This window comes from Flavobacterium frigidimaris (assembly GCF_002217275.1).
GTDB classification, from domain to species: domain Bacteria; phylum Bacteroidota; class Bacteroidia; order Flavobacteriales; family Flavobacteriaceae; genus Flavobacterium; species Flavobacterium aquidurense.
This window is the reverse complement of the sequence record NZ_MUGV01000039.1, coordinates 102783-127534: the sequence shown is the minus strand read 5'-3', so window position 1 is coordinate 127534 and position 24752 is coordinate 102783. Positions and strand designations below refer to the sequence as shown.

General features: G+C 33.4%; 15 protein-coding genes. 14 read left to right on the top strand and 1 reads right to left on the bottom strand.

Going from position 1 to position 24752, the window contains the following annotated elements:
* Window positions 1-89 precede the first annotated feature (89 nt).
* Together B0A65_RS19990 and B0A65_RS19985 are read left to right on the top strand one after the other, a co-directional pair.
* Window positions 90-437 (top strand): 4Fe-4S dicluster domain-containing protein, encoded by a 348-nt coding sequence (locus tag B0A65_RS19990; RefSeq protein ID WP_072971397.1) that lies wholly within the window; start codon window positions 90-92, stop codon window positions 435-437.
* A gap of 160 nt (window positions 438-597) precedes the next feature.
* The gene (locus B0A65_RS19985; RefSeq protein WP_074656990.1) at window positions 598-1764 is read left to right on the top strand and encodes a hypothetical protein; all 1167 of its coding nucleotides are present in this window, start codon (window positions 598-600) and stop codon (window positions 1762-1764) included.
* Between the two features lie 200 nt (window positions 1765-1964).
* Here the strand turns inward: B0A65_RS19985 and B0A65_RS19980 are convergent, their stop codons facing one another.
* Entirely contained in the window at window positions 1965-4631 is a 2667-nt protein-coding gene (locus B0A65_RS19980) for a TonB-dependent receptor (protein ID WP_074656994.1), read from the bottom strand.
* A gap of 318 nt (window positions 4632-4949) precedes the next feature.
* Here B0A65_RS19980 and ychF point away from each other — a divergent pair, with 318 nt between their 5' ends.
* From ychF to B0A65_RS19920, 12 genes are all read left to right on the top strand, one after another.
* On the top strand, window positions 4950-6044 hold the full coding sequence (gene ychF, locus B0A65_RS19975; protein WP_074656996.1) for a redox-regulated ATPase YchF: 1095 nt from the start codon (window positions 4950-4952) through the stop codon (window positions 6042-6044).
* Between the two features lie 285 nt (window positions 6045-6329).
* Window positions 6330-7007 (top strand): TIGR02117 family protein, encoded by a 678-nt coding sequence (locus B0A65_RS19970; RefSeq protein ID WP_074656998.1) that lies wholly within the window; start codon window positions 6330-6332, stop codon window positions 7005-7007.
* 8 nt (window positions 7008-7015) lie between these two features.
* Window positions 7016-7690, top strand: a complete 675-nt coding sequence (locus tag B0A65_RS19965) for a hypothetical protein (RefSeq protein ID WP_123890395.1) — start codon at window positions 7016-7018, stop codon at window positions 7688-7690.
* 96 nt (window positions 7691-7786) lie between these two features.
* Window positions 7787-8746 (top strand): YihY/virulence factor BrkB family protein, encoded by a 960-nt coding sequence (locus tag B0A65_RS19960; RefSeq protein ID WP_074657002.1) that lies wholly within the window; start codon window positions 7787-7789, stop codon window positions 8744-8746.
* Window positions 8743-9267 carry an NADPH-dependent FMN reductase gene (locus tag B0A65_RS19955; protein ID WP_074657004.1) on the top strand — a complete coding sequence of 175 codons (525 nt, stop codon included), beginning with the start codon at window positions 8743-8745 and terminating at the stop codon, window positions 9265-9267. Before B0A65_RS19960 ends, B0A65_RS19955 begins: the two co-directional genes overlap by 4 nt.
* A 4-nt stretch (window positions 9268-9271) precedes the next feature.
* On the top strand, window positions 9272-10252 hold the full coding sequence (locus tag B0A65_RS19950) for a transglutaminase domain-containing protein (RefSeq protein WP_074657007.1): 981 nt from the start codon (window positions 9272-9274) through the stop codon (window positions 10250-10252).
* Window positions 10253-10342: 90 nt separating this feature from the next.
* Window positions 10343-11518, top strand: a complete 1176-nt coding sequence (gene pncB, locus B0A65_RS19945; protein WP_074658290.1) for a nicotinate phosphoribosyltransferase — start codon at window positions 10343-10345, stop codon at window positions 11516-11518.
* Between the two features lie 161 nt (window positions 11519-11679).
* On the top strand, window positions 11680-13548 hold the full coding sequence (locus B0A65_RS19940) for a DNA topoisomerase IV subunit B (RefSeq protein ID WP_074657009.1): 1869 nt from the start codon (window positions 11680-11682) through the stop codon (window positions 13546-13548).
* 152 nt (window positions 13549-13700) lie between these two features.
* The gene (locus B0A65_RS19935) at window positions 13701-16421 is read left to right on the top strand and encodes a DNA gyrase/topoisomerase IV subunit A (RefSeq protein ID WP_074657012.1); all 2721 of its coding nucleotides are present in this window, start codon (window positions 13701-13703) and stop codon (window positions 16419-16421) included.
* 171 nt (window positions 16422-16592) lie between these two features.
* A complete protein-coding gene (locus tag B0A65_RS19930; protein ID WP_207556466.1) occupies window positions 16593-17360 on the top strand; it encodes a hypothetical protein in 768 nt (255 codons plus the stop codon).
* Between the two features lie 198 nt (window positions 17361-17558).
* Window positions 17559-19547, top strand: a complete 1989-nt coding sequence (locus B0A65_RS19925) for a fibronectin type III domain-containing protein (protein ID WP_083370361.1) — start codon at window positions 17559-17561, stop codon at window positions 19545-19547.
* Window positions 19548-19551: 4 nt separating this feature from the next.
* Window positions 19552-24636, top strand: coding sequence for a T9SS type A sorting domain-containing protein (locus B0A65_RS19920; RefSeq protein WP_074657022.1), 5085 nt, complete (start codon window positions 19552-19554; stop codon window positions 24634-24636).
* Window positions 24637-24752 lie beyond the last annotated feature (116 nt).

Sequence of the window (24752 nt, the reverse complement as noted above, 5' to 3'; positions counted from 1 at the left end):
AGCTATATTAAGTTATAAGACAAAGCAGAATAAAATCTTCGCATTATTATTTCTGAACTTGTAACTTTTAACTCGTAACTAAGAAAAAAATGGCAATAATTATAACTGACGAATGCATCAATTGTGGGGCTTGTGAACCAGAGTGCCCAAATACAGCAATTTATGAAGGTGCTGATGATTGGAGATACAAAGATGGAACTAGTCTTAAAGGAAAAGTGATTTTACCTGACGGAACTGAAGTGGATGCAGAAGATGCTCAAACTCCAATTTCTGATGAAGTATATTACATTGTTCCTGGAAAATGTACGGAGTGTAAAGGTTTTCATGATGAACCTCAATGTGCTGCAGTATGTCCTGTTGATTGTTGCGTACCAGACGATAATCATGTTGAAGATGAAGAAACTTTGTTGAACAGACAAGCGTTTTTACACGGATAATAACTATTCTTAAAGTAAGATTTTGATATTTAAAAATCCTGAGCATAACACTCAGGATTTTTTTTATTTAATATAAGTTTTTTTTGATTTTTTTTAGGCAGTTTACTGTTACTTAATGATTTATTTTGTTAATTTGATGATAATATTTTAACAATTGCCTATGAGAGGATTACTACTATTATTAATTATTTTCGTTAACACTACTGTTATTGCGCAAAATGCAGAATATTCTATTGTTGTGAAAGACATTGAAACACAATTGCCTATAGAAAATGCAATAGTGTTTATCATGAAAACGAAACAAACATTAATAAGTAATCAGGAAGGCAAAGTAACTTTTATGCTCAATGGAGCTTCTAATCTTCAGGTCTCAGAAACCAATTACGAAAAAGTGACACTTCGTTGGGGACCTTTAAAGCCAGATATGTTTGTTGTTTACCTAAAAAATAACAACAACAAGCTGGAAGAAATTGTTGTTTCCAAAGAAAAACCTGAAAAAAATCTTCAAAAAATCGTTTCTAATTCAAGGGAAAAACTGGCCAATGAATACAGATTAAAAGTCTATGTAAGAGAGTTTTTTATGCTCGATAATAAATATTCCTATTATAATGACGGATTGGTGAATTTTCAATTTGAAGGAAACCAAAAGACATCAAGTACGACATTATTAGTGGAACAAAATAGATCTTACGGACTACTGGAAAATGATGTTAGTGCCGATTTAATGGGATATAATTTGAATAATATTATGGAGAATTATTCGAATTTGAAGTATTTCGATCCACTTCTGGATTCAAAAACAAAGAAAGAATATGAATTCACAACAAAGGGACATCCAAATAATAAAGATTATTATATAATGTCAGTTACACCTTTGGATAAATCTAAAAAAGCGCTTGATACTTTTGAAATTATTTATGATCCGTTAAAAAAGTTAATTGTAGAATTCAGTATTAGTATTGCACCAGGAAATCTTGCTCAAATTGAAGAACAAACAAAAGTGGGTTCAAAGAATGTTACCAGATCACAAGTAAAGGTAACGTACAGAATCGATGGTGAAGATTATTATTTACTAAGTTCAAATGAAGAAATTGCTTATGATTTAATTCTAAAAGATCAGGTCAAAAAAAATATTCAGGTTCGGAATAATTTTATTACAACCAATTTCAACAGGCAAAATTTTACTTATAAAGAAAGTGATGTGTTTAAAGAGAAAACGCTTTTTAATAAAACGAACAAAATCCTAACCAAATATTGGGATATATCTGGATTTACAGCCACAGATGAAGAAAAAGGAATTATAGATTCATTAGAGTTCAAACTGTAATTTTTAAAACAAATAGTAACAAAAAAAACCTGAGCAACGCTCAGGTTTTTTTGTTGTTTTAGAACACATAGAAGAATAGATTTGCGATCCGGAGAAAGCATTTCACTTTTAAAACTTAATTAGAACTATGCGAAATAAGTTCTTACTATACTAATTCGTTAAAAGAGAAGATCTACGTTTCTATGTGTTTAAAATTTTTATTAGAAATTAAATCCAAGTCTTGCATAATAATAAGCTCCGCTGAAACCCATTTGCACGGCATCCCAATAACCTCCAGCTTCCGTATTTCCTTGTTCATCTTGTTTTGTCGGATATACATTGAACAAGTTATTGCTTCCTATACTTAATTTCAGACTTTTGTTAATTCTGTATCCTAAAGTTAAATCAGTTACCAATCTTGCGTTGTAAACATCATCTTCATCTGCATAATCTACTAAAACTACTTTGCTAAAACGAGTAAAAGCAAGACCTGCATCAAATTTATTTTTAGAATAATTTAGGTTCAAGCCGAATTTACTATCTGGAGCTGAAGCCAGTAAGAATGCTTTTTCACGTTTTCCGAAGAAAGTATCAGCATCCAAATCTCCATTTTTTACCTTATCAATTTTCATGTCGTTAATGTTTCCAACTAAAGTTGCTCCGATATTTCCAAAATCATATGATTTTTTCCATGAAAAAACTAAATCTAAACCATGTGTGCTTGTATCTACTCCATTAGCAAAAAATTGCGCTTCAGAAACGCCAAGGTTTAAAGGTTCTGCATCAAAATATCCGGTAAGAACGATACGATCTTTTACCTTAATGTAATAACCATCAACTGTTGCAGTAAAATCTCCAAAAGTTCCTGTAAATCCTAAAGATGCATTTACGGCTTTTTCTTCGTTTAGTTTTTCAATTCCAAACGCTTGTGTTACAGGACTGTTGTTTGGAGCCAAAAGCACTTCGGTTGCACCACTGGCATTAAAGTTAGTGAAACGTAAATTATAATAAATTTGAGCTAATGAAGGGGCACGGAATCCTGTACTGATAGATCCTCTCATATTAATATGATCGCTTAGTTTAAGCCTTGAAGCTAATTTCCCGTTTATGGTACTTCCAAAATCACTGTAGTTCTCAAAACGAACTGCACCGGTTACCATAAAACCTTCCGTAATATCTAATTCAGCATCAGTATACAAAGAGAAGTTTGTACGACTTTCATTGACCTCATTTGCAGGGCTATATCCTGGAAAACCCTGAGAACTTCCTGGCCTTGGAATAGTTGGTGAAGAAGTAGGATCTGTAGGGTCATAGTCTGGATTAGGAACTGTAGGAGCGCTTTGAGTTGTTGGGTCGGTAATTGGCACTCCATTCGTGTCATAAGTTGTATAAGAACCTTCTTCACCAGCAAAAATTTCAAATTTTTCTACTCTGAATTCTGTTCCAAAAGCGATATTGAAACCGCTCATTACATCATCATAGTTTTTAGAAATATCAAAATTAGTTGTATTTTGAAGTAAACTGTGTCCTCCTGCGTCAAATTCATGCGGAGATTTGTCTTCAAGTGAAGCATTTATTGTTCCTTCTATATTATAGTGAAACTTATTCTTTCCGAAAGTATTACTTAAATCCATTTTCCAGCCACCTGAAGTTTCAGTTCTAATTCCGGCAGCAATTGAATTATCATTAATTTTTGAAGTAATTCTTGGAGTATATCCTCCAGGATATACAGATTCTACAACTCTTTCACCATCATTTCTGGTAAAAGCATAAGCATCTGTATTTCTTAAACTGCTGCCTCCAAAAGCATAAAGTTCTGTTTTGTCAGCTAATGGAATGGCAAGATTTCCAAAGAAATTCACACCATTAATTTGTGCATCACCAAAACCTTTTCTAAAATCATAACTTGGTCTTAATGTTTTTTCTTTATTAATAAATTCACCGGTAAAATTGGCATAGCCACCTTTGCTGCCAAGTGAAACTCCATAATTGGCAGCCACTTTTATAGATTGTCCATCAAAAGATTTATCTTTTCCATAAGAGTTTCCGTTTCCTTTTTGGTCTAATCTAAATCCGTCAGTATTTGGCGTTCCCGGTAAAAAATCTCCTTTTGCATTGGTATTAAAAAGACCATACGTTACAGAACCAGTTAGTTCGTTTACATTGTCATTGGTGACAATATTAATAACTCCCGCAATAGCATCAGAACCATATTGCGCTGCTGCACCATCTCTTAAAATCTCAATTCTTTTAATAGAAGAAGCTGGAATAGCATTTAAATCTGTTCCAGTATTTCCACGTCCACGTGTTCCAAATAAATTGATTAGGGAGGATTGATGTCTTCTTTTTCCGTTGATCAAAACTAAAGTCTGATCAGGTCCCATTCCTCTTAAGGAAGCAGGATCAACGTGGTCAGCTCCGTCAGAACCAGATTGTTTGTTGGCATTAAACGATGGGGCAACATATTGTAAAAGTTCGTTGATTTCTAATTTTCCACTTTGGGTTGTAACATCTTTTACATTTATAACATCAATAGGAACAGCCGAATTTACTACAGTTCTTTTTGTATTTCTTGAGCCGACAACCACAACATCATTTAAAATTTGGCCACCGCTCTCGTCTAAAGTAATAGTTAAATTGCTGCTTGAGGCTGATTTTTCAACTGTACTATAACCTACATAACTAAAAATTAGTGTAGCGCCTTCTTTAACTTTAATAATAAAACCACCTTCATAATCAGTAGAAACGCCATTGTTTGTTCCCTTTTCGACAATATTAACACCAGGTAAAGCGGTGCCTGTCTTATCTTTTACGGTACCTTTGATCTCTTTTTGGGCAAAAAGAAATGCCGTATTTAGTAGAAATAATAATAATACAATCTTTTTCATGGTTTGGTTTAATTTTGGTTTATTGTTTGTTTGTTATTTGATAAAAGTAGTATTTTTTAACAAAAACTTAATAAAAAGTTTAATTTTTTTATGTTGAATACTTTAAAATACATTAATCGTCATTTTTAGTTCAGTTACGAGCTATTAAATCTTATATTTGCAAAATTTTAAAGCCAAAAAATATCATTTTGGCAGAAACAAAAAATCAATAAATAGAATTATAAACCATTAAAAGTGACTTCTATAATAATATGGTAGAAGCATTAATGGAAAAACCTGAGTAACTCAGGAATAAATAAAAATAAACAGAAACAACAGATGAAAGCAGGAATTGTAGGATTACCAAATGTTGGAAAATCAACATTATTTAATTGTTTATCTAATGCAAAAGCGCAAAGTGCTAACTTTCCGTTTTGTACAATCGAACCTAATATTGGTGTTGTAAACGTTCCGGATCCAAGAATCAACAAATTGGAAGAATTGGTAAAACCAGAGCGTGTGCAAATGGCAACAGTTGATATCGTAGATATCGCAGGTTTGGTAAAAGGTGCAAGTAAAGGTGAAGGTCTTGGAAACCAGTTTTTAGGAAACATTAGAGAGTGTAACGCTATTATTCACGTTTTACGTTGTTTTGACAATGATAATATCGTTCACGTTGATGGAAATGTAAATCCAATTCGTGACAAAGAAACGATTGATATCGAATTACAGTTGAAAGATTTAGAAACGGTTGAAAAACGTTTAGAAAAAGTAAATCGTGCAGCTAAAACCGGAAATAAAGAAGCACAAACTGAAAAAGCACTTTTAGACAGAATCAGAGAGTCATTATTACAGGCTAAATCGGCTCGTACTATTATCCCTCAGGGGAATGACGAAGAAGTTTTAATGGAATCTTTCCAATTAATTACGGCAAAACCAGTATTGTACGTTTGTAATGTCGACGAAAATTCAGCTGTAAACGGAAACAAATATGTAGATCAGGTTCGTGAATTAGTAAAAGATGAAGATGCTGAAGTTATCATTCTTTCAGTAGGTGCAGAGGCTGATATTACCGAATTAGAAAGTTACGAAGAGCGTCAGGTTTTCCTTGAAGATATGGGATTAACTGAGCCGGGAGCATCAGTTTTAATTCGTGCAGCTTACAAATTATTAAAACAACAAACTTACTTTACCGCTGGTGTAAAAGAAGTTCGTGCCTGGACAATCAATATTGGTTCAACTGCGCCACAAGCAGCCGGAGTTATCCATACTGATTTCGAAAAAGGATTCATCCGTGCAGAAGTTATCTCATACGAAGATTACGTTCAATACGGTTCTGAAGCAAAAGCAAAAGAAGCAGGAAAATTCAAAGTAGAAGGAAAAGAATATATTGTTAAGGATGGTGATGTAATGCACTTCCGTTTTAACGTATAAATTTTTTTTAGAGTATAGAATAAAGAATAAAGAGAATAAACTTGAACTGCTGGAGAAATTCAGCAGTTTTTTTTATGTTTTAACAAATCTGCTAAATCTGCTAAATCTGCGAGAGAAAATAAAAAAAAATCCGTCTAAATCAGCGCCTTCGCTTTAGCGAATCCGTATCATCCGCGTTCTGTTTTAATATTCCAATCTACCTTTGAAATTTAAAATTAATTTTTGGCTCAAAAATTGGTTACAACAAAATAACCTAATTCATTAATCCAAAAACAACCAACCAAAATGCTAAAAAAATCTTTCAAATTTCTCGGCTGGACAATCCTCGGAATCATTACTTTTCTTGTTGTATATTTATTCGCGATGTATCTGATTTCAAAAATCACGGTCAACTCAGATATTGCACAAGTCGAAGAAAAAGACGGAATCCCAATTTACATTCTTTCCAACGGTGTTCACACCGATATTGTTGTTCCGGTTGTAAATGAAATTAAAGATTGGCGAAAAGAAATACAATTCAGCCAGACACAGTCTAAAGATTCATTGGCAACATTCGTAGCTTTTGGCTGGGGAGATAAAGGTTTTTATTTGCATACGCCAGAATGGTCCGATTTAAAAGCAAGTACGGCTTTAAAAGCAATTTTCGGTGTAAGTTCGTCAGCCATGCACACTTCATTTTATAAAAGTCTTGCAGAAAACGAAAATTGCAAACGCATTCTGATTTCAAAGGAAAACTATCAAAAACTAGTTTCTTATATTTCTGAAAGTTTCAATAATCCAACAAATCCAGAATGGATTCAAGGTTACAGCTACGGTAAAAAAGATGCTTTTTATGAAGCAAAAGGAAGTTATAGTCTTTTTTATACTTGTAATACCTGGGCAAATAGCGTTCTGAAAGCCGCAAATCAAAAAGCAAGTTTATGGACGGTTTATGATAAAGGGATTTTTTGTCATTATCAATAAGAATGGCTATGAAAAAGATATTTTTAATTCTGGTCTTAATAGTTTTAGTTGTTTCATGCAAAAAAGTAAGAATTCGTCCCTGTCCGGATTGTTTCATTTTTTATTTTGAAAATCCGCAACCGGAAAATGATACAGAATTAGATCATTTTCCGGTAAGATTTAGAGGTTTGTACATAGATAAGGATTCATCGTTTTTGCGAATTAAAGAAGACAGAATGATATATAAATATTTTGGAACATATAAAATTCATAAAATTGAATTCGATTCTATTAAAGAAGAATTTACGATTATCGGGAATGAGGCTACAAATAAAACTACACACGAAAAATCAGTTATACATATAAAAGGAGATTCAATTGAATTTAAAGAAACCTTCTTAGATACTTTCTTCAGATTGTCCTACTATAACAAATTGAAACAAATAGATGGTCAATTGGTATTAAGTAAAAAAGATTCAATTTTTTGGACTACAGAAATTATGAGTTTAAATAATAAAACGCTCAAAATAAAAGAAATTTATTTGCCAGGTGATTTAAAAAAAATAGATTCAATTACAGAAATTAAAGGAGAAAAATTAGATTCAATGTCATATTTAATTAATCCAACAAGAAGTGAATTCAAAAAAATATTAAGAATTAAAAAGATGGGAACAGACAGTGAATATAGACGAATTTCTAAATAAATAACACATGGTAAAAATATAAGATTTCCTCAAAAAGCAACAATTCAAAATTTTTGACTAATTCTTAAATTTGAGCGAATATCAAAAATAGAGCAAATGAGAATTAAAAACATATTCGCCAAGTCTTGGTTTCTTCTAAAAAACACCTTTTTAGAATTTAATGATGATAATGCTATTAAGCTAAGTGCGGCATTGGCTTATTATACCATATTTGCTTTACCGCCATTATTAATTATTATCATCACAATTTGTGGTTTCTTTTTTGGAGAAGAAGCTGTAACAGGAGAATTGTACGGACAAATTAATGGTTTGGTAGGCAACGGCGCTGCGAGTCAGATTCAGGAAGCTATAAAAAACGTGCAATTATCGGGTGATAATGTTTTTGCAACCGTATTCGGAGTCGTTATGCTATTAATTGGAGCGTCTGGAGTTTTTGCTGAAATACAAAGTTCAATCAATTTTATTTGGGGACTACGGGCAAAACCAGATAAAGGTGTTAAAAAGTTTATTCAAAATCGTTTGATGTCATTCTCAATGATTGCTTCGGTTGGATTTTTAATGTTGGTCAGTCTTTTTATAAGTACAACATTAGACTTATTGAGTTCACGCTTAAAAGTATATTTTCCGGAGAGTACCGTTTATTTATTTTATGTGGTCAATATAGTTATTGTCTTGGCGAGTATAACAACTCTTTTTGCTATTATTTTTAGAACATTGCCTGATGGAAAAATAAGATGGAAGGATGCTTTTATAGGATCTGGCGTTACAGCAATTCTTTTTATGATTGGTAAATTTGCAATTGGTTTTTATTTAGGAAGTTCAACAGTTGCTTCAGTTTATGGTGCGGCAGGTTCTGTAATAATAATCCTGGTTTGGGTATATTATTCGGCGATAATTCTGTATTTTGGAGCAGAATTTACTAAAGTCTATGCTAAATCGTATGGAGGGAAAATTTATCCAAACGAATATTCTGTGGAAATAGCAAAAGAGATTTATGAAATCGACGAGCCAAAAAAAGAACCAATAGAAAAAACATTACAAAAAGAGAAACCATGAAAATAGTAGCCTTTGGAGGAAGTAACAGTACACATTCAATCAATAAACATTTAGCCACTTACGCAGCAGGTTTATTCGAAAATGCAGAAGTTGAAGTTTTAGATTTAAATGATTTCGCAATGCCTTTATTCAGCGTTGATCTCGAAAAAGAGGTAGGTCAGCACGATTTGGCAAAAGCATTTCTTGCAAAACTTGAAAGTGCAGATATTTTAGTAGTTTCTCTGGCCGAGAATAATAATAACTATTCATCAGCTTTCAAAAATCTTTTCGATTGGAGTTCTAGAATAATCAAAGATGTTTTTCAAAAAAAGCCTATGCTATTATTGGCAACTTCACCTGGTTCAAGAGGCGGTGCTTCCGTTTTAGAAATTGGGCGTAATGCTTTACCAAGATATGGAGCTGATATAAAAGCTTCTTTTTCGTTACCGGCATTCAATGCTAATTTTGATTTAGTGCAAAATAAAATCTCAAATACTGAGTTAGATAAAGAACTAAGAGACCTTATTAAAAACTGTTTTTAATTCCATGAAATCAAAAAAAAGCTACTTTCTAATCCTTTTTTTAAGTATAATTTTTCTGCAATATTCTCACGCCCAAAAATACAGTGCTGTGGATAAGGTTGTTCTAAAGTATCCGAAAAGCTTTGATACTACAGAAGAATTGGCGCAAAGAATCGAAAAGGATTTTAATTCAGATTATGATAAAGCCAGGGCTATTTACAGTTGGATGGCCTTCAATATGAAATATGATTTTAATGCTTTTTTAAATCCGCCAAGAACGCAAAGCTTTTCTTATCGCAATGAAGCAGAGAAGCAAAGAAAAATACAGGAACTGAATGATAATATGCTTCAAAAAGCATTTAAATCTCAGAAAGCAGTTTGCGAAGGGTTCACACTTTTATACCAGCATTTAGCTTCGTTGGTTGGTATTAAATCAGAAATTATTCGGGGAGATTCTAAGGTCAGATTGGCAGACATTGGCCAAAAAAATACTACTTCAAACCATGCATGGAATACTATTTTAATTGATGGAAAATGGCGTTTAGTAGACGTTACCTGGGGTCAGGGATATTATGATAGTTCTAAAGGCCGAATGGTAAAAGACTTTGAGCCGTCCTATTTTGATACAGAACCCGATTATTTTTTTGCGAAACATTTTCCGGATTCAGGCTCTTATTTAGGTCATAAATTAAGTAAAGAAGATTTTCTAAACGGACCATTAATTTATAATAAAGCAATTGCAGGAGATAATAAAGTCATAGCTCCTGAATCGGGAATTATCGAGGTCAGTAAAGGCGATAAAGTAACATTTCAGATTAAAAACATTTCAAAGTCTAGTCAGTTTTATTACCTGAATAGAAGAAATCAGGCTGTTAGAGTCGTGAATGCAAGAGAAAAAAGAGGAAGTTTAGAATTTCAAATTACATTTGATAGTTCTATAGGAGATTTTATTACATTTTTTTTGGATACCAATAGTATTGCTTCTTTCAAAGTAGTTTCGAAATAAATCTTATTTACATCTTTACTAAGACAATTTTATTCTTTTGTGAAATTGACGTATATTAGCAGTTAATGAAAAATGAAAGTGAACTGGCTTATGGAAACAACTTTTTTGAAATCAATCTTAGATAATGATTTCTATAAATTTACGATGCAGCATGCCGTAATCAGACTTTTTCCCAAAGCTAAAGTACGTTATGGCTTTATTAATCGAGGTAAACATATTTTTCCGCCAGGTTTTAGTGATTTACTTCGAAAATCGGTGGATGCATTAGCCGATTTACGATTAACAAAAGATGAAAAACATTACTTATCACACCACTGTCCTTATCTTGATCCTACGTATTTAGATTTTCTGCAAGGATATAGTTTTGACCCAGCTGAAGTTCATATTTCTCAGGAAGGTTCTGAAATAAAAGTGACCATTGAAGGTTTTTGGTATCGGACGATTTTATGGGAAGTACCTTTAATGGCTTTAATTTCTGAGCTTTTTTATAAATCCAATCATTTAATTCGCCTGAATGATGAAGCTATAAAAGAACTGACAAAAAACAAAATTGACAATTATAATAAACTAGGAGTTTCCGTTTTAGAATTCGGTACAAGACGACGTCATTCTTACGATGTTCATGTCTTGGTCAACGAAACGTTAAATACTTACGGTTCTCAAAGTTTTATCGGAACAAGCAACGTGCATTTTGCTATGGTCAATAATAAACGACCTTTGGGAACGCATGCACATGAATGGTTTATGTTTCATGCTGCACAATACGGCTTTAAAATGGCGAATTCCATTAGTCTTGAACATTGGACACAAGTTTATGGCGGAGACCTCGGAATAGCTTTAACGGATACTTATACAACTGAAGTTTTCTTTAACCAATTTGATAAAAAATATTCTAAACTTTTTGACGGTGTCCGACATGATAGTGGAGATCCAGTGGAGTTTGCCCAAAAAGTGATTTCGCATTATACCAAAATGGGAATTGATCCAAAATCAAAAGTCATTGTTTTCTCCGATTCTTTAAATTATGAAAAGGTAAAAATCATTACTGATTTCTGTAAAGACAAAATTAAAATGTCTTTTGGTATCGGAACCAATTTTACCAATGATGTTGGTCTTCCTTCTATGAATATGGTTATAAAGTTAACCGATACTAAACCTGATAATACACATTGGCAAGGTGTTGTAAAACTTTCTGACGAAAAAAACAAAAACACGGGAACGCCCGAAATGATTGCTTTAGCAAAAGAAGTACTCGGAATCAAATAGTAATTTTTTGTTTTAGAACTGATTTTTTTTAATTTTAAAGCTTGCGTTTTTTTAAAATCAATTTAAATAGAATTCAAAGCTGTTATTATTCGTAACAAAAAAAAAATACGCTTTTATTTTTTACACAGAAATGGTACATTAGCCAAAAATCCAATTCATTTATGCTAGAGCAAAATCAATATAACGAAGATAATATCCGATCACTCGATTGGAAGGAACATATTCGTATGCGTCCCGGAATGTATATCGGGAAATTGGGAGATGGATCTTCGCCGGATGACGGTATTTATATTCTTTTAAAAGAGGTTTTAGACAACTGTATCGATGAGTTCGTAATGGGCTCGGGTAAAACTATTGAAGTGACTATCAAAGACAAAACGGTTTCAGTTCGTGATTACGGGCGTGGAATTCCGTTAGGAAAAGTAGTTGATGTAGTTTCGAAAATGAACACGGGTGGAAAGTATGACTCTAAAGCTTTCCAGAAATCAGTTGGTTTGAATGGTGTCGGAACAAAAGCAGTAAATGCTTTGTCCAATTATTTTCGTGTAGAATCAGTTCGTGATGATAAACAAAAAGCAGCTGAATTTTCCGGAGGTAACCTAGTTTTAGAAGAAGATGTAATCGAAACAACAAAGCGAAAAGGAACAAAAGTTACTTTTACACCAGACGAAACGATCTTCAAAAACTACAAATTCCGTATGGAATATGTAATTAAAATGGTTAAAAATTATTGTTACTTAAACAATGGTTTGACAATTATTTTCAACGGAGACAAATATATTTCTGAAAATGGTCTTCGTGATTTATTAGAAGAAACCATTAGCGAAGAAGATTTAGAATATCCAATCATTCATTTGAAAGATCATGATATCGAAATCGCTTTAACGCATAGTAAAACACAATATAGCGAGGAATATCACTCTTTTGTCAACGGTCAGAATACAACGCAGGGAGGAACACACTTAGCAGCTTACAGAGAAGCACTTGTGAAAACCATTCGTGAGTTTTACAACAAAAATTTTGAAGCATCAGACGTCCGTAAATCGATTGTAAGTGCGATTAGTATTAAAGTTATGGAACCTGTTTTTGAGTCTCAGACCAAAACTAAACTGGGTTCAACCGATATGGGTTCTGATGATGGAACACCAGCAGTTTCAGTTCGTACCTTCGTAAATGATTTTGTGAAGAACAAACTGGATAATTATTTACATAAAAATCCTGTAACTGCAGAAGCGTTATTACGCAAAATTCTACAAGCTGAAAGAGAGCGTAAAGAATTATCAGGAATTAGAAAACTGGCAACAGATCGTGCAAAAAAAGCCAATCTGCACAATAAAAAATTAAGAGATTGCCGTGCGCATCTTCCAGATACGAAAAACCCGAGAAACTTAGAAAGCACCCTTTTTATTACCGAGGGAGATTCGGCTTCCGGATCGATTACAAAGTCGCGTGACGTAAATACACAAGCCGTTTTCAGTTTGCGTGGTAAGCCTTTGAATTCCTACGGAATGACGAAGAAAATCGTATATGAAAATGAAGAGTTCAATTTGCTTCAAGCCGCTTTAGATATTGAAGACGGACTAGAAAAATTAAGATACAATAATATCGTAATCGCAACCGATGCCGATGTCGATGGTATGCACATTCGTTTGTTGTTGATTACATTCTTTTTGCAATTTTTCCCGGAATTGATCAAAGAAGGGCATTTATATATTTTGCAGACACCCCTTTTCAGGGTTCGAAATAAAAAAGAAACCATTTATTGTTATTCTGAAGAAGAAAGAAGAGACGCGATCGAAAAATTAAAACCAAAACCAGAAATTACCCGATTTAAAGGTTTGGGAGAGATTTCGCCAGATGAGTTCAAGAATTTCATTGGAGAAACGATTCGCCTTGACCCAATTATGATGGATAAAAACACATCAATTGAGCAGCTATTGTCTTTTTATATGGGAAAAAATACGCCCGATAGACAAGAGTTTATTATCAAGAATTTGAAGGTGGAGTTGGATGCGGTTGAAGAAGTATAGAACAGATGGATAAAAAGAAATTGATTTACGCACTAATTGTATTTATATTAAGTTTTGCATTGACTTTTTTTCTTATAAAGAAATTTAAAAAAGCAAATCAAGATACAATTGAAAACGTTCAGGTTAAATAAAATAATTCGGAATCAAAATAAATGAAAGACGAAGACGACAACATAATTCCAAATAACGAAGAGAATAATTCAGAAGAAAATTCGCTTGACGAAAATCAAGAGGGAGATGATTCTGAAGAAATTATCAACGTAGATGCTAAACATTTTGAAGGACAGCATTTTTACGAAAATCAGGAAGAAGAAGGCGAAGATGTAATTACGAAAGTAACCGGTATGTACAAAGACTGGTTTTTGGATTATGCTTCGTACGTAATTCTGGAACGTGCAGTTCCGGCGATTGAAGACGGATTCAAACCGGTTCAGCGTCGTATTATGCACTCTTTAAAAGAGTTGGATGATGGTCGTTATAATAAAGTTGCCAATGTTGTAGGTCACACCATGCAGTATCATCCACACGGAGATGCGAGTATTGGTGATGCAATGGTACAAATTGGTCAGAAAGACTTATTAATTGACTGCCAGGGAAACTGGGGAAATATCTTAACAGGTGACGGAGCAGCAGCTTCTCGTTACATTGAAGCACGTTTGTCTAAGTTTGCTTTAGAGGTTTTATATTCACCAAAAATTACCGATTGGGGTGTTTCTTATGATGGTCGTCGTGCAGAACCGAACAATCTTCCAGTAAAGTTTCCATTGCTTTTAGCACAGGGAGCAGAAGGTATCGCAGTTGGACTGTCAACTAAAGTTTTACCACATAATTTCAATGAATTAATTGATGCTTCGGTTAAAATTTTAAAAGGAAAACCTTTTACCTTATATCCTGATTTCATGACACAAGGTATTGCCGATGTGTCAAATTATAATGATGGACTGCGTGGCGGACGTGTGCGTGTGCGTGCTAAAATTGCCCAGTTAGATAAAAATACATTGGTGATAACGCAAATTCCGTTTTCGACCAATACAACGACTCTGATTGATAGTATTTTGAAAGCCAATGATAAAGGCAAAATCAAAATCAAGAAAATTGAAGACAATACCGCAGCTGATGTAGAGATTTTAATTCATCTTTTTCCGGGAGTTTCTCCAGATAAAACAATTGATGCATTATTTGCTTTTACTGCCTGCGAAACTTCAGTAGCGCCTTTAGGTTGTGTTATCGAAGATAATAAGCCATTGTTTATCGGAGTTTCTGAAATGTTGAAAATTTCGACCCACAGAACGGTTGATTTGCTGAAACAAGAATTAGAAATTCAGTTAGAAGAATTAAAGAATAAATGGCATTTTTCTACTTTAGAAAAAATCTTCATCCGTGAAGAAATGTACATTGAGTTCAAATTGTATTCTGATAGAGAATCGCTGTATAAATATTTGTACGATCGTTTTGAGCCTTTCAAAAAATCATTCGTCAGAGAAATCAACGACGATGATTTACAAAGACTAACTCAGATTCCGATGATTCGTATCACTCGTTTTGACTCTGATAAAGCTGATGATTTTATCGCTAAGTTAGAGGATGAAATGAAAGAAGTGCAGCATAACTTAGAGCATTTAACAGACTTCGCTATTGCTTACTTTACCAAATTAAAGGAGAAATACGGAAAAGGTCGCGAACGCCAAACAGAACTTCGTGTTTTTGATAATGTTGAAGCTACAAAAGTAGTTTTAAGGAATACAAAACTATATGTAAACCGCGAAGAAGGTTTTGTTGGAACAAGTTTGAAAAAAGACGAATATCTTACCGATTGTTCTGATATTGATGATGTAATTGTGTTTTTACGTGATGGTAAAATGATCATTACGAAAGTCGATGCCAAGACATTTGTGGGGAAAGATATTATACATGTCGCCATTTTTGATAAGAGTGATAAACGAACGATATACAACATGATGTATCGTGACGGAAAATCAGGTCCTTCGTACATTAAACGTTTTAATGTAACAGGCGTAACGCGCGACAAACCATATGATTTAACAAATGAAACAGCAGGTTCACAAGTAGTTTATTTTTCGCATAATCCTAATGGAGAAGCTGAGGTAATTACGATTTTATTGCGCCAAGTCGGAACAATTAAGAAATTGAAATTTGATATTGATTTTGCCAAGTTGGCCATTAAAGGTCGTGCTTCCAAAGGAAATCTAGTTACCAAATATCCAATCAAGAAAATCGAATTAAAAGAAAAAGGAATTTCTACTTTATTGCCAAGAAAAGTTTGGTTTGATGATACTGTAAAACGTTTAAATGTCGATGCAAGAGGAGAGTTGCTTGGAGAATTTAAACCAAGCGATAAAATACTGATCATTAATCAAACAGGGAAATTGAAAGTTATTATTCCTGAATTATCGACACATTTTGAGGAAGATATGATTGTGTTGGAAAAATGGAATCCGAAGAAACCAATTTCTGCAATTTACTATGACGGAGAAAAAGAGCGTTATTTCTTAAAACGTTTTCTGGTTGAAAATGAAGGGAAAGAAGAAAGCTTTATTACCGATCATCCAAATTCGCAATTAGAAATTGTTTCTACAGATTATCGTCCGTTGGCGCAATTGGTTTTTGCGAAAGTAAAAGGAGTCCAAAAAGAAGATTTACATATAGATGTAGAAGATTTTATAGCCGTAAAAGGTTTTAAAGCCTTAGGAAATCAATTGACAGCCGATAAGTTAAAACAAGTTAACTTACTGGAGCCTTTGCCATATGAAGAACCAGTTGAAGAAATTCCGGAGAAACCTGAATTACCAGAAGATGATTCGGTGGAGACGGAATTAGATGATGATGGCCAAATAGGTTTGGTTTTAGAATAACAAACGAAAAACGCTAAGAGAATTTCTTAGCGTTTTTTTATGTATTTTTTCGGCCCGAAAATTTATTTTAAAAAAGCTTATTATGATACTTTTAAGATTTATATAGACATATTTTTTTTGTTAAATTATGGTGATTTGTTTTTTAATTTAAAAATCAAAACCATGAAAAAATTGCTTTATTTATTTGCCGCTAGTTTATTAGTATTTACCTCTTGTTCAAAAGATGATAATGATTCATCTAATTCAACTTCTTCAATTTTACCTAAAAAAGTAACAACTACATATAGTGGAGGGGATTCTGATGTCCAAAATATTGTATATAATGGGAATAAAATAGTTACTAGTACCGACCAAGACGGCTATGTAATTAAGTACACTTATACAGGAGAATTCATTACAAAAGTAGAGGAGTTCGATAAAGATGGAAAACTTGATAAAACTACTGATTATACATATTTAAATGGAAAGTTAAATACAAGTGTTGAAAAAAGTGCAGATCCAACTGCTACTTATTACTACGAAACTAAATTTATGCATAATGCAGACGGCACTGTTTTTTATGAAAACTTTAGAGGGCTTATTTTAACTGGTGTTGAGCAGGAGTATGGAGCTACTGGAAAATATACATTTAAAGATCAAAATTTAGTAAAACTTGAAGTATCATATTATGGTAATGAATATTCTTATGTGTATGAATATGATACCAAAAATAATCCACTTAAAAATGTTTTAGGTTATAATCTATTACTAGAAGATGAGAATGCATCCGTTAATAATGTACTAAAGGAAACCTCTACTTCAGGATCTGGAGCTAAAATTAGTACATCGACAACGACTTATTCTTATAAATATGATGCAAACAATTATCCAACAGAAACTGTAAAAAGTTATCCAAGCGGAACTTCAGTTGCGACGCAAACTACTCAAATTGTTTATTAATATTTAAATATTAACAAAAGCCAAACACTTCGTCAATTAGAATTTGATGTGTTTGGCTTTTTTCTTAAAATAATTCCACCCACATTTCTTCTGCTTTTTTTTGGAAGACAAATAATAACATGAATGCTTAAAAATATACTCATTTCCTTATTTTTTTTGTCTATATCTTTTGGCTTTTCACAAAATAAGACAACCGTTATGGTTAATGCCAGAGCTCAAAAAGATAAAATCTTAATTCGCTGGGCGGTCAATTCTCCAATAGAATGGCAAAAAGCAAACAAAAAAGGATTTGTAATTACAAGAACTACTGTATTGCGAGACGGTAACATTTTACCCAAACCTGAAAAAATTCTTCTAACTCTAAAACCGCTAAGACCCGAGCCTTTAGATTCCTGGCTTGATTTAGTTCAAAAAGATAATAACGCTGCTATTATAGCACAATCTATTTATGGAGAGAGCTTTGAGGTAACTGCTGCTAAAGGAGGAGATTTGTCTAAAATAATAAATATGGCTGACGAACTCGATCAGCGTTATACGTTTGCTTTGTATGCTGCTGATATGAATTTTGAAGCTGCGGTAAAAGCGGGGTGGGGATTTGTTGATAAAGACGTAAAAAAAAATGAGGTTTACGCTTATCAAATAAGCGTTTTTGAAAGTCCGAAGGTAAAAGAATCTTCCTATATGACTGGTTTGAAAGATTATACTGTATTACCTCCTCCAACTGATTTTATAGCAATTCCCGATGATAAAAAAGTGATGCTTTCGTGGGATTATGAAATCTTCAAAAGAGTTTACACTTCTTTTATGGTCGAGAAATCTTCTGATGGAATCAATTATGCTCCCATCTCAAATACAGCATTGGTGAACTTAAATGATAAAGAAGATCATCCATCAAAAACAATGTATTATGTTGACACACTTAGTGTCAACGATAAAATATATCATTATAGACTATATGGTATAACTTCATTTGGAGAAAAAGGAGAATTGACAAAACCTATTACTGCAACAGGAGTTGCGGCTATAGTTACTCCAGCCAGGCTCATAGATTATAATATTGTCAATTCAAACGAGATTAACCTGGAATGGGAATATCCTGCAGCATCAGAAGGTTTTATTCAGGGTTACGAAATTAACTTGGCAGATAATGACAAGGGACCTTATAAAATAGTTTCTAAAATACTGCCTCCCTCTCAGAGAAAACTTAATTATAAAGAAAATTTATTTCCATCCAATTACTTTACGATATCTGTTGTAGGAAAAAACAACCAGCGCCTCACATCCCAAAGTATGCTCATTCAACCTGTTGATTCTATTCCGCCGGCAAAACCAATAGGACTTGAAGGTGTAATTGATAGTCTTGGAACGGTAAAGTTAAAATGGAAACCCAATCAGGAAAAAGATCTGAGAGGTTACCGAATTTTAAAAGCCAATACCGCAGGCGAAGAATTCGTCGATATTTATCATAAATCATATATAGGCAACACTTATAAAGACAGCGTGAGTCTGAAAATGACAAACAGTAAAGTATATTATAGAATTGCTGCCGAGGATATGCGTTTTAATATTTCGGAGCCTTCAGATATTTTGATTTTAGATAAGCCGGATAAAATTCCGCCGGCTGCACCAATTTTTAAAGACTATGACAACAAAGATGGTAAAGTACATCTTAAATGGATACGAAGTTATAGCGAAGATGTAGTAGGATATAGCCTAAGAAGGAGAGAAAAAGGCAAAGAAAAGTGGCAGGAAATAAAGCAGATAAACGATACCATTCAGGAATTTACAGATGATAGGGTAGAGAACAGAAAAACGTATCAATATGCGATTCTGGCTAAGGACAGAAGTAATCTTTGGTCGTCATTAGATCATTCCACAATAACTGTACAGGTTTTAGATTTTACATCTCTTAAGATTATTACATTTTTACAAGCAACTCCAGATAGAGAAAATAAAAAAATAACCCTGACTTGGGATTATAATAAAAGTAAAGAAAAAGTAACTGGTTTAAGCATTTATAAAAATATAAAGGGAATGCCAGCAACATTATGGAGGGAAGTAAACGGTGATATTTTTACTCTGGAAGATAAAAATTTAAAAATAAACTTGGAATACGAGTATCATTTAATTCCTAGCCTAGAGAGCAATAGCCCAGCAAAAGAAGAAGTTTTAACCGTTGTTTATTAAGCGTATGAAGAAGATTTACTTATTGATTTTTTTACTGGTTTCAGGATTTGGGTATGCACAAAATGTTGGAGAATATAAAGTAACAGCTATATTGAAAATAAAACCTGGTTCGGGAAGCTATGGTGGTGGTTGCAGGAATGATGTAAAAGTTGATTTGATTTATGATACAGGTATTCCAATTACAGTCATTAATGAAGGATTAGGATCTACATCAACAAGCAACTACACAGTATTTCAAGACTCAATTAAAGTTTCCTCATCTAGAGAACCTGTTAAAGTTCAAGTTTATTCCTCCAGAAACTGGAAAAGAACCCTTGGAGGTTGTGGAGGGAATGGCTCTTTCAATGATGATTTAAGAGAAAGCGATCAATTCAAGTCTTGTACAAATACATATACAGATATTGTAAAATGGTGGGACGACGAATTAACTATAATTAATAACCCAATTTTAGTTGTTACTAACCCAGGAGATGAAAATGATTTTCCAACAGAAACTAAAATCACGTTAAAATCAAATACAGGATTTTTAAAGTCTGAGTATAATTGGCAATATTCGTTTGATTTACCATCAAACGAAGATCCTGACTCTCCTTTGTGGATAAATTTACCGCAATACAATGAAAAAGATAGCTTTTCAGCCAATGCTGTTGATATTTTAGGAAAGAATGTAATAAATTATATAGGAAAGAAAATTTACTTTAGACAAAAAGCTTGTGGTATTGTGTCTAAACCTGTAGAGTATATAGTGCGTTTATCTGCACCAATCGTTAATTCCGCAACACCTATTCAGCCAACGTGCAGTGATATTGAGGATGGAGCTATAAAGTTGATATTCAATAGAGATTTATATGCCGGTGAGCAATTAAATTATACTTTATTGGATGTTGATACAGATACTCCAACCAATTATAATGGTGATTTAACTATAGGATCAGACAAATCTTTTATGATTTCTGGTTTACGAAAAGGAAATTATATGTTACAATTAATAGGCTTTAAAGATGGATTAAATACAGCTACTGATGCAGATCGATATGATTTAAAACCTTTTACAATAGCAACCCCTCCTATATTAGATTTTACTTTAAATGCCTCTAACGTTAATTGTAAAGGAAATCAAGACGGCACCATAACCATAACAACAATAGGAGGAACCCGAACATCTTCAGGAAATGATTATTATTCATTAGATAATGGAGCAAGCTGGATCCCATTCCCAAATAATGCGCCGTATACACTGACAGGTGTGGCACCTGGAATTTATCGTGTAAAAGTAAAAGACATGAATGATTGTATTGCCAGAACTCAATCCGTGGTTGGAGGCGAAATTCAGCTTGGTGAAGAAAAAGTTATAGAAGCTGTTATATCAGAACCATTATCGCCATTAACATTAAATTATACGTTCAAAAAAGACCCAACATTTTTTGGAGCAGTTAATGGAAAACTAGTAGCGTCTGTCAGTGGTGGAACCATTAATGACAATAAATCGTATGATTATGAATGGAAAAATAAAAATGGTGCAGTATTACCAACAACATCTCAATACAATGCATCAGACAAAACATTTAATATTACATTAGAAAATATTCCCGCAGGAGAATACAAACTTACGGTAAAAGACAAAAATTATACCACTGCGACAAACAAAGAAGGCTGTTCTATTATTGAATCGTCTCAAGTAGTAACACAACCTGATAAAGTTGTTATTGCATTAAATGAAACACAATCAATTTCTTGCAATAGTGAGAATTCAGATTCAGATATAAATAAATTTTCTGACGGTATTTTAAAAGCTAATGTTCAAGGAGGTATTCAGCCTTATCAATATGTTTGGTCAAAGTACAATATATCGACAAGTGCCTGGGATGTCTTGGAGGATGAAAATGATAATATATTGCAAAATATATCTAAAGGTAATTATGCTGTAAATATTATAGACGCTAACGGAATAGTTCAGGGAATTTATAATAGTACTGATTTAGTAACAGCAACTCCAACAACAAAAGAAATTTCAGAACCTGCTAAACTTGAATTATCATTTAATTCCGGAAATATCTCTTGTAATGCAGGTAATAACGGTTGGGCGACAGCGAATGTAACAGGAGGAGCAGGATCTTATAAATACACCTGGCACAATACAGGCAGCGGAGTTATAGATGAGAATAAAATATCCAGCTTAATTGCAGGAACTTATACTGTTGAAGTTACCGATAAAAATGGATGTTTTACAAAAGGAAATGTTGTGATTACTGAACCACAATCTCCTGTGACAATTGAATATGAAGAGATTTCGACACCTACTTTTTCCGGCGCTAAAAACGGAAAAATTATCGCTAAAATTACAGGCGGAACACCAAACGACAATCAAACGTATAGTTATGAATGGAAAAATTCAAAAGGTGAGACGCAAACTGCTGTTACTGAATTAAAATATGGCATTTATACTATTACAATAGAGGGACTTCCTGCAGATGATTATTTTTTAAATATTAAGGATAAAAACTATAACGAAGGAACCAATCAAATTATTAATTGCTCCGTATTAGAATCGAAAGTAATACTGAATGAACCTGATCCTCTAAAAGTTGTTTTTGAAATCGTCCGTAGTATTTCTTGTAATACAAGCAATGAGTTCGGAAATGATACAGATATAACGCCGAAAGATGGCCAACGTGATGAATCACAAGACGGAATTTTAATGGCTCATGTTACCGGAGGAACTCCGTTGGCAGCTTCTGTAAATAACGGATTGCCGTATTATTTTTATTGGAAAAAGCAGCAAGACGATGGTTCATGGACTGCATTAACTAATATTTTAGGAGAAACAGCTTCAAATCTTTCTCATGGTAATTATGCCTTAAATGTAAAAGACAGAAACGGAATTGTTCTAGGAACTTACGTTAATAACCATCTTACACAAGAGATTGATGTAACACAATTACTGCAGGAGCCTCCAAAATTATCTGTAACCATTACACATGGAGATGTTTTTTGTAATAACGGAAACGACGGCTGGGCAACAGCGAATGTTGTTGGCGGAACGCCTCCGTATGATTATAAATGGTCTAATGATGTTGTTGATACAGACAAAAACACTGTTTTGATAGCCGGTGATTATTGGGTATTTGTTACAGATGCAAAAGGATGTACGACACAAGCTGATGTTAGAATTACAGAACCAGCAGCACCGATTACTATAAAATATACCGAAACTCTTAATCCTAGTTTTTATAAAGCAACGAATGGGAAAATTGTAGTAGAGGTTACCGGCGGTACTATTTTTCCTGACAATACCTATTGGTATGAGTGGAAAAACAGTAAAGGAATAGTGCAGAATACAACAGTAGCTAATTTTAGTAATGGTATTTACACCATTTCTTTAAACGGACTTGCAGAGGAAACCTACAGCTTAACGGTTCGTGATGCCAATTACAGTGCAGCTACATATAAAAAAAGTTGTACAGTAGCAAATTCTATTATCACATTAGATGACCCGGATCCGCTTGAAGTTACTTTTGAAGTAGCTCGTACTATTTCTTGTAATGTGAATAATGAATTTGGAAATGAGACTGATTTTAATCCGCAAGACAATCAGAGAGATGAATCACAAGATGGAATTTTAAAAGCTCATGTTTCAGGAGGAATTCAGCTGCAGGCAGATCAAAATAATGGATTGCCTTATTTCTACACTTGGAAAAAACAACAAAAAGATGGTTCATGGAGCATCTGGAACGCTCATGATGAAACTGCAGATAACCTATCAGACGGAACTTATGCTTTAAATATTGAAGATGCCAACGGTATAAAATTGGGTACTTACGTAAACAATGTTTTAGTTAAAGAAACTGATGCAGTACAATATATGCCACAGCCTGCAAAATTGAACTTGACTTTTGTAAAATTCAATGCAAGCTGTAACAATGGAGATGACGGCTGGGCACAAGCTCATGTAACAGGTGGAACTGCGCCATATACATACGAATGGACAACCGGGGATACAACAGCAAAAATTGAAAATATTACAACCAATAATTATTTTGTAGTAGTTACCGATGCAAAAGGCTGTACGGTTCAGGGCAGTATTTTTGTTGGAGATCCTAAAGGAATATTTACTACTGAAACTATCAAAAATCCTACCTGTTATGGAGGTAATGATGGATCAATACAACTAAATCTTACAGGTGGAAATTTACCATATACCTATTTATGGAATACAGGAGCAACTACTAAAGATTTAGATAATCTTACAGCAGGAAATTACGACGTAACTATTACTTGTGCAGATTGCTGCGTTTATAAAAAGAAATTTATTTTAAAAGATCCAAATCCAATTGTGATTGATTTAGGAAAAGACAGAACCTTGTGTAATGATCAAATTTTAGATTTAGATGCCGCAATTGCAGATATAAATGCGCAATATAGCTGGACTTCTACAAATGGATTTACTTCAAATGAGGCAAAAGCAAGCTTAACAAAGGCTGGAACCTATCACGTAAAAGTAACTTCAGGTTTGGGATGTATTGGCAAAGATGAAATTGTTATAAAAAAGAGTCAGGCAATAATTAGTTCTGAGTTTTTATTGAGTTCTCAGGCTTATTTAGACGAAGAAGTGATCTTAGTTAATACCAGTGATCCATTTGGAGAAAGTACCCAATGGAATATTCCTAACGGAGTAAAAATTGTAGAGGAAAAAGAAAAATATATCATACTAAAATTTGACGAAATAGGTACTTACGCCATTGGTTTACAACAAACACAAGGAGAATGTTTTGCTGAGTACAATAAAAACATAACCGTAGAAAAACGAAGCACTTTACCAAATGCTGGCAGTGCTCCAAAATTTATTATAGATTTTATCGTAACGCCAAACCCAAGTAACGGAAATTTTAAAGCCATTATTAATTTAGAAAATAACAGCGCTATTAATTTAAGACTGTTTTCTACAACCGGAGAGTTTACCACACAGAAAAAAGATTCAGGCAGGAAAAACTACGAAGTTGATTTTAATACTTCGTTACAATCCGGAATGTATATTTTGGTATTGGAAACGGAACAACAAACAATGGTTAAAAAAATTATCATCTATTAAAATGAAGAACTTTTTCAAAAATATAATAGTATTCATTCTGTTCCCCCTTTGGGGGCTAGGGGGCCATGCCCAATTATTTCCTGTTCAGTTAACGCCTGTTTTTAAAAGCCCGTACA

What these genes read in the sequence shown, in the direction of transcription:
- pncB (WP_074658290.1), top strand. Translation starts at nt 10,343, where the DNA reads ATGGAAACAACTTTTTTGAAATCAATCTTAGATAATGATTTCTATAAA.
- B0A65_RS19990 (WP_072971397.1), top strand. Translation starts at nt 90, where the DNA reads ATGGCAATAATTATAACTGACGAATGCATCAATTGTGGGGCTTGTGAA.
- B0A65_RS19935 (WP_074657012.1), top strand. Translation starts at nt 13,701, where the DNA reads ATGAAAGACGAAGACGACAACATAATTCCAAATAACGAAGAGAATAAT.
- B0A65_RS19950 (WP_074657007.1), top strand. Translation starts at nt 9,272, where the DNA reads ATGAAATCAAAAAAAAGCTACTTTCTAATCCTTTTTTTAAGTATAATT.
- B0A65_RS19925 (WP_083370361.1), top strand. Translation starts at nt 17,559, where the DNA reads ATGGTTAATGCCAGAGCTCAAAAAGATAAAATCTTAATTCGCTGGGCG.
- B0A65_RS19960 (WP_074657002.1), top strand. Translation starts at nt 7,787, where the DNA reads ATGAGAATTAAAAACATATTCGCCAAGTCTTGGTTTCTTCTAAAAAAC.
- B0A65_RS19940 (WP_074657009.1), top strand. Translation starts at nt 11,680, where the DNA reads ATGCTAGAGCAAAATCAATATAACGAAGATAATATCCGATCACTCGAT.
- B0A65_RS19955 (WP_074657004.1), top strand. Translation starts at nt 8,743, where the DNA reads ATGAAAATAGTAGCCTTTGGAGGAAGTAACAGTACACATTCAATCAAT.
- B0A65_RS19965 (WP_123890395.1), top strand. Translation starts at nt 7,016, where the DNA reads ATGAAAAAGATATTTTTAATTCTGGTCTTAATAGTTTTAGTTGTTTCA.
- B0A65_RS19920 (WP_074657022.1), top strand. Translation starts at nt 19,552, where the DNA reads ATGAAGAAGATTTACTTATTGATTTTTTTACTGGTTTCAGGATTTGGG.
- B0A65_RS19980 (WP_074656994.1), bottom strand. Translation starts at nt 4,631, where the DNA reads ATGAAAAAGATTGTATTATTATTATTTCTACTAAATACGGCATTTCTT.
- B0A65_RS19985 (WP_074656990.1), top strand. Translation starts at nt 598, where the DNA reads ATGAGAGGATTACTACTATTATTAATTATTTTCGTTAACACTACTGTT.
- B0A65_RS19970 (WP_074656998.1), top strand. Translation starts at nt 6,330, where the DNA reads ATGCTAAAAAAATCTTTCAAATTTCTCGGCTGGACAATCCTCGGAATC.
- ychF (WP_074656996.1), top strand. Translation starts at nt 4,950, where the DNA reads ATGAAAGCAGGAATTGTAGGATTACCAAATGTTGGAAAATCAACATTA.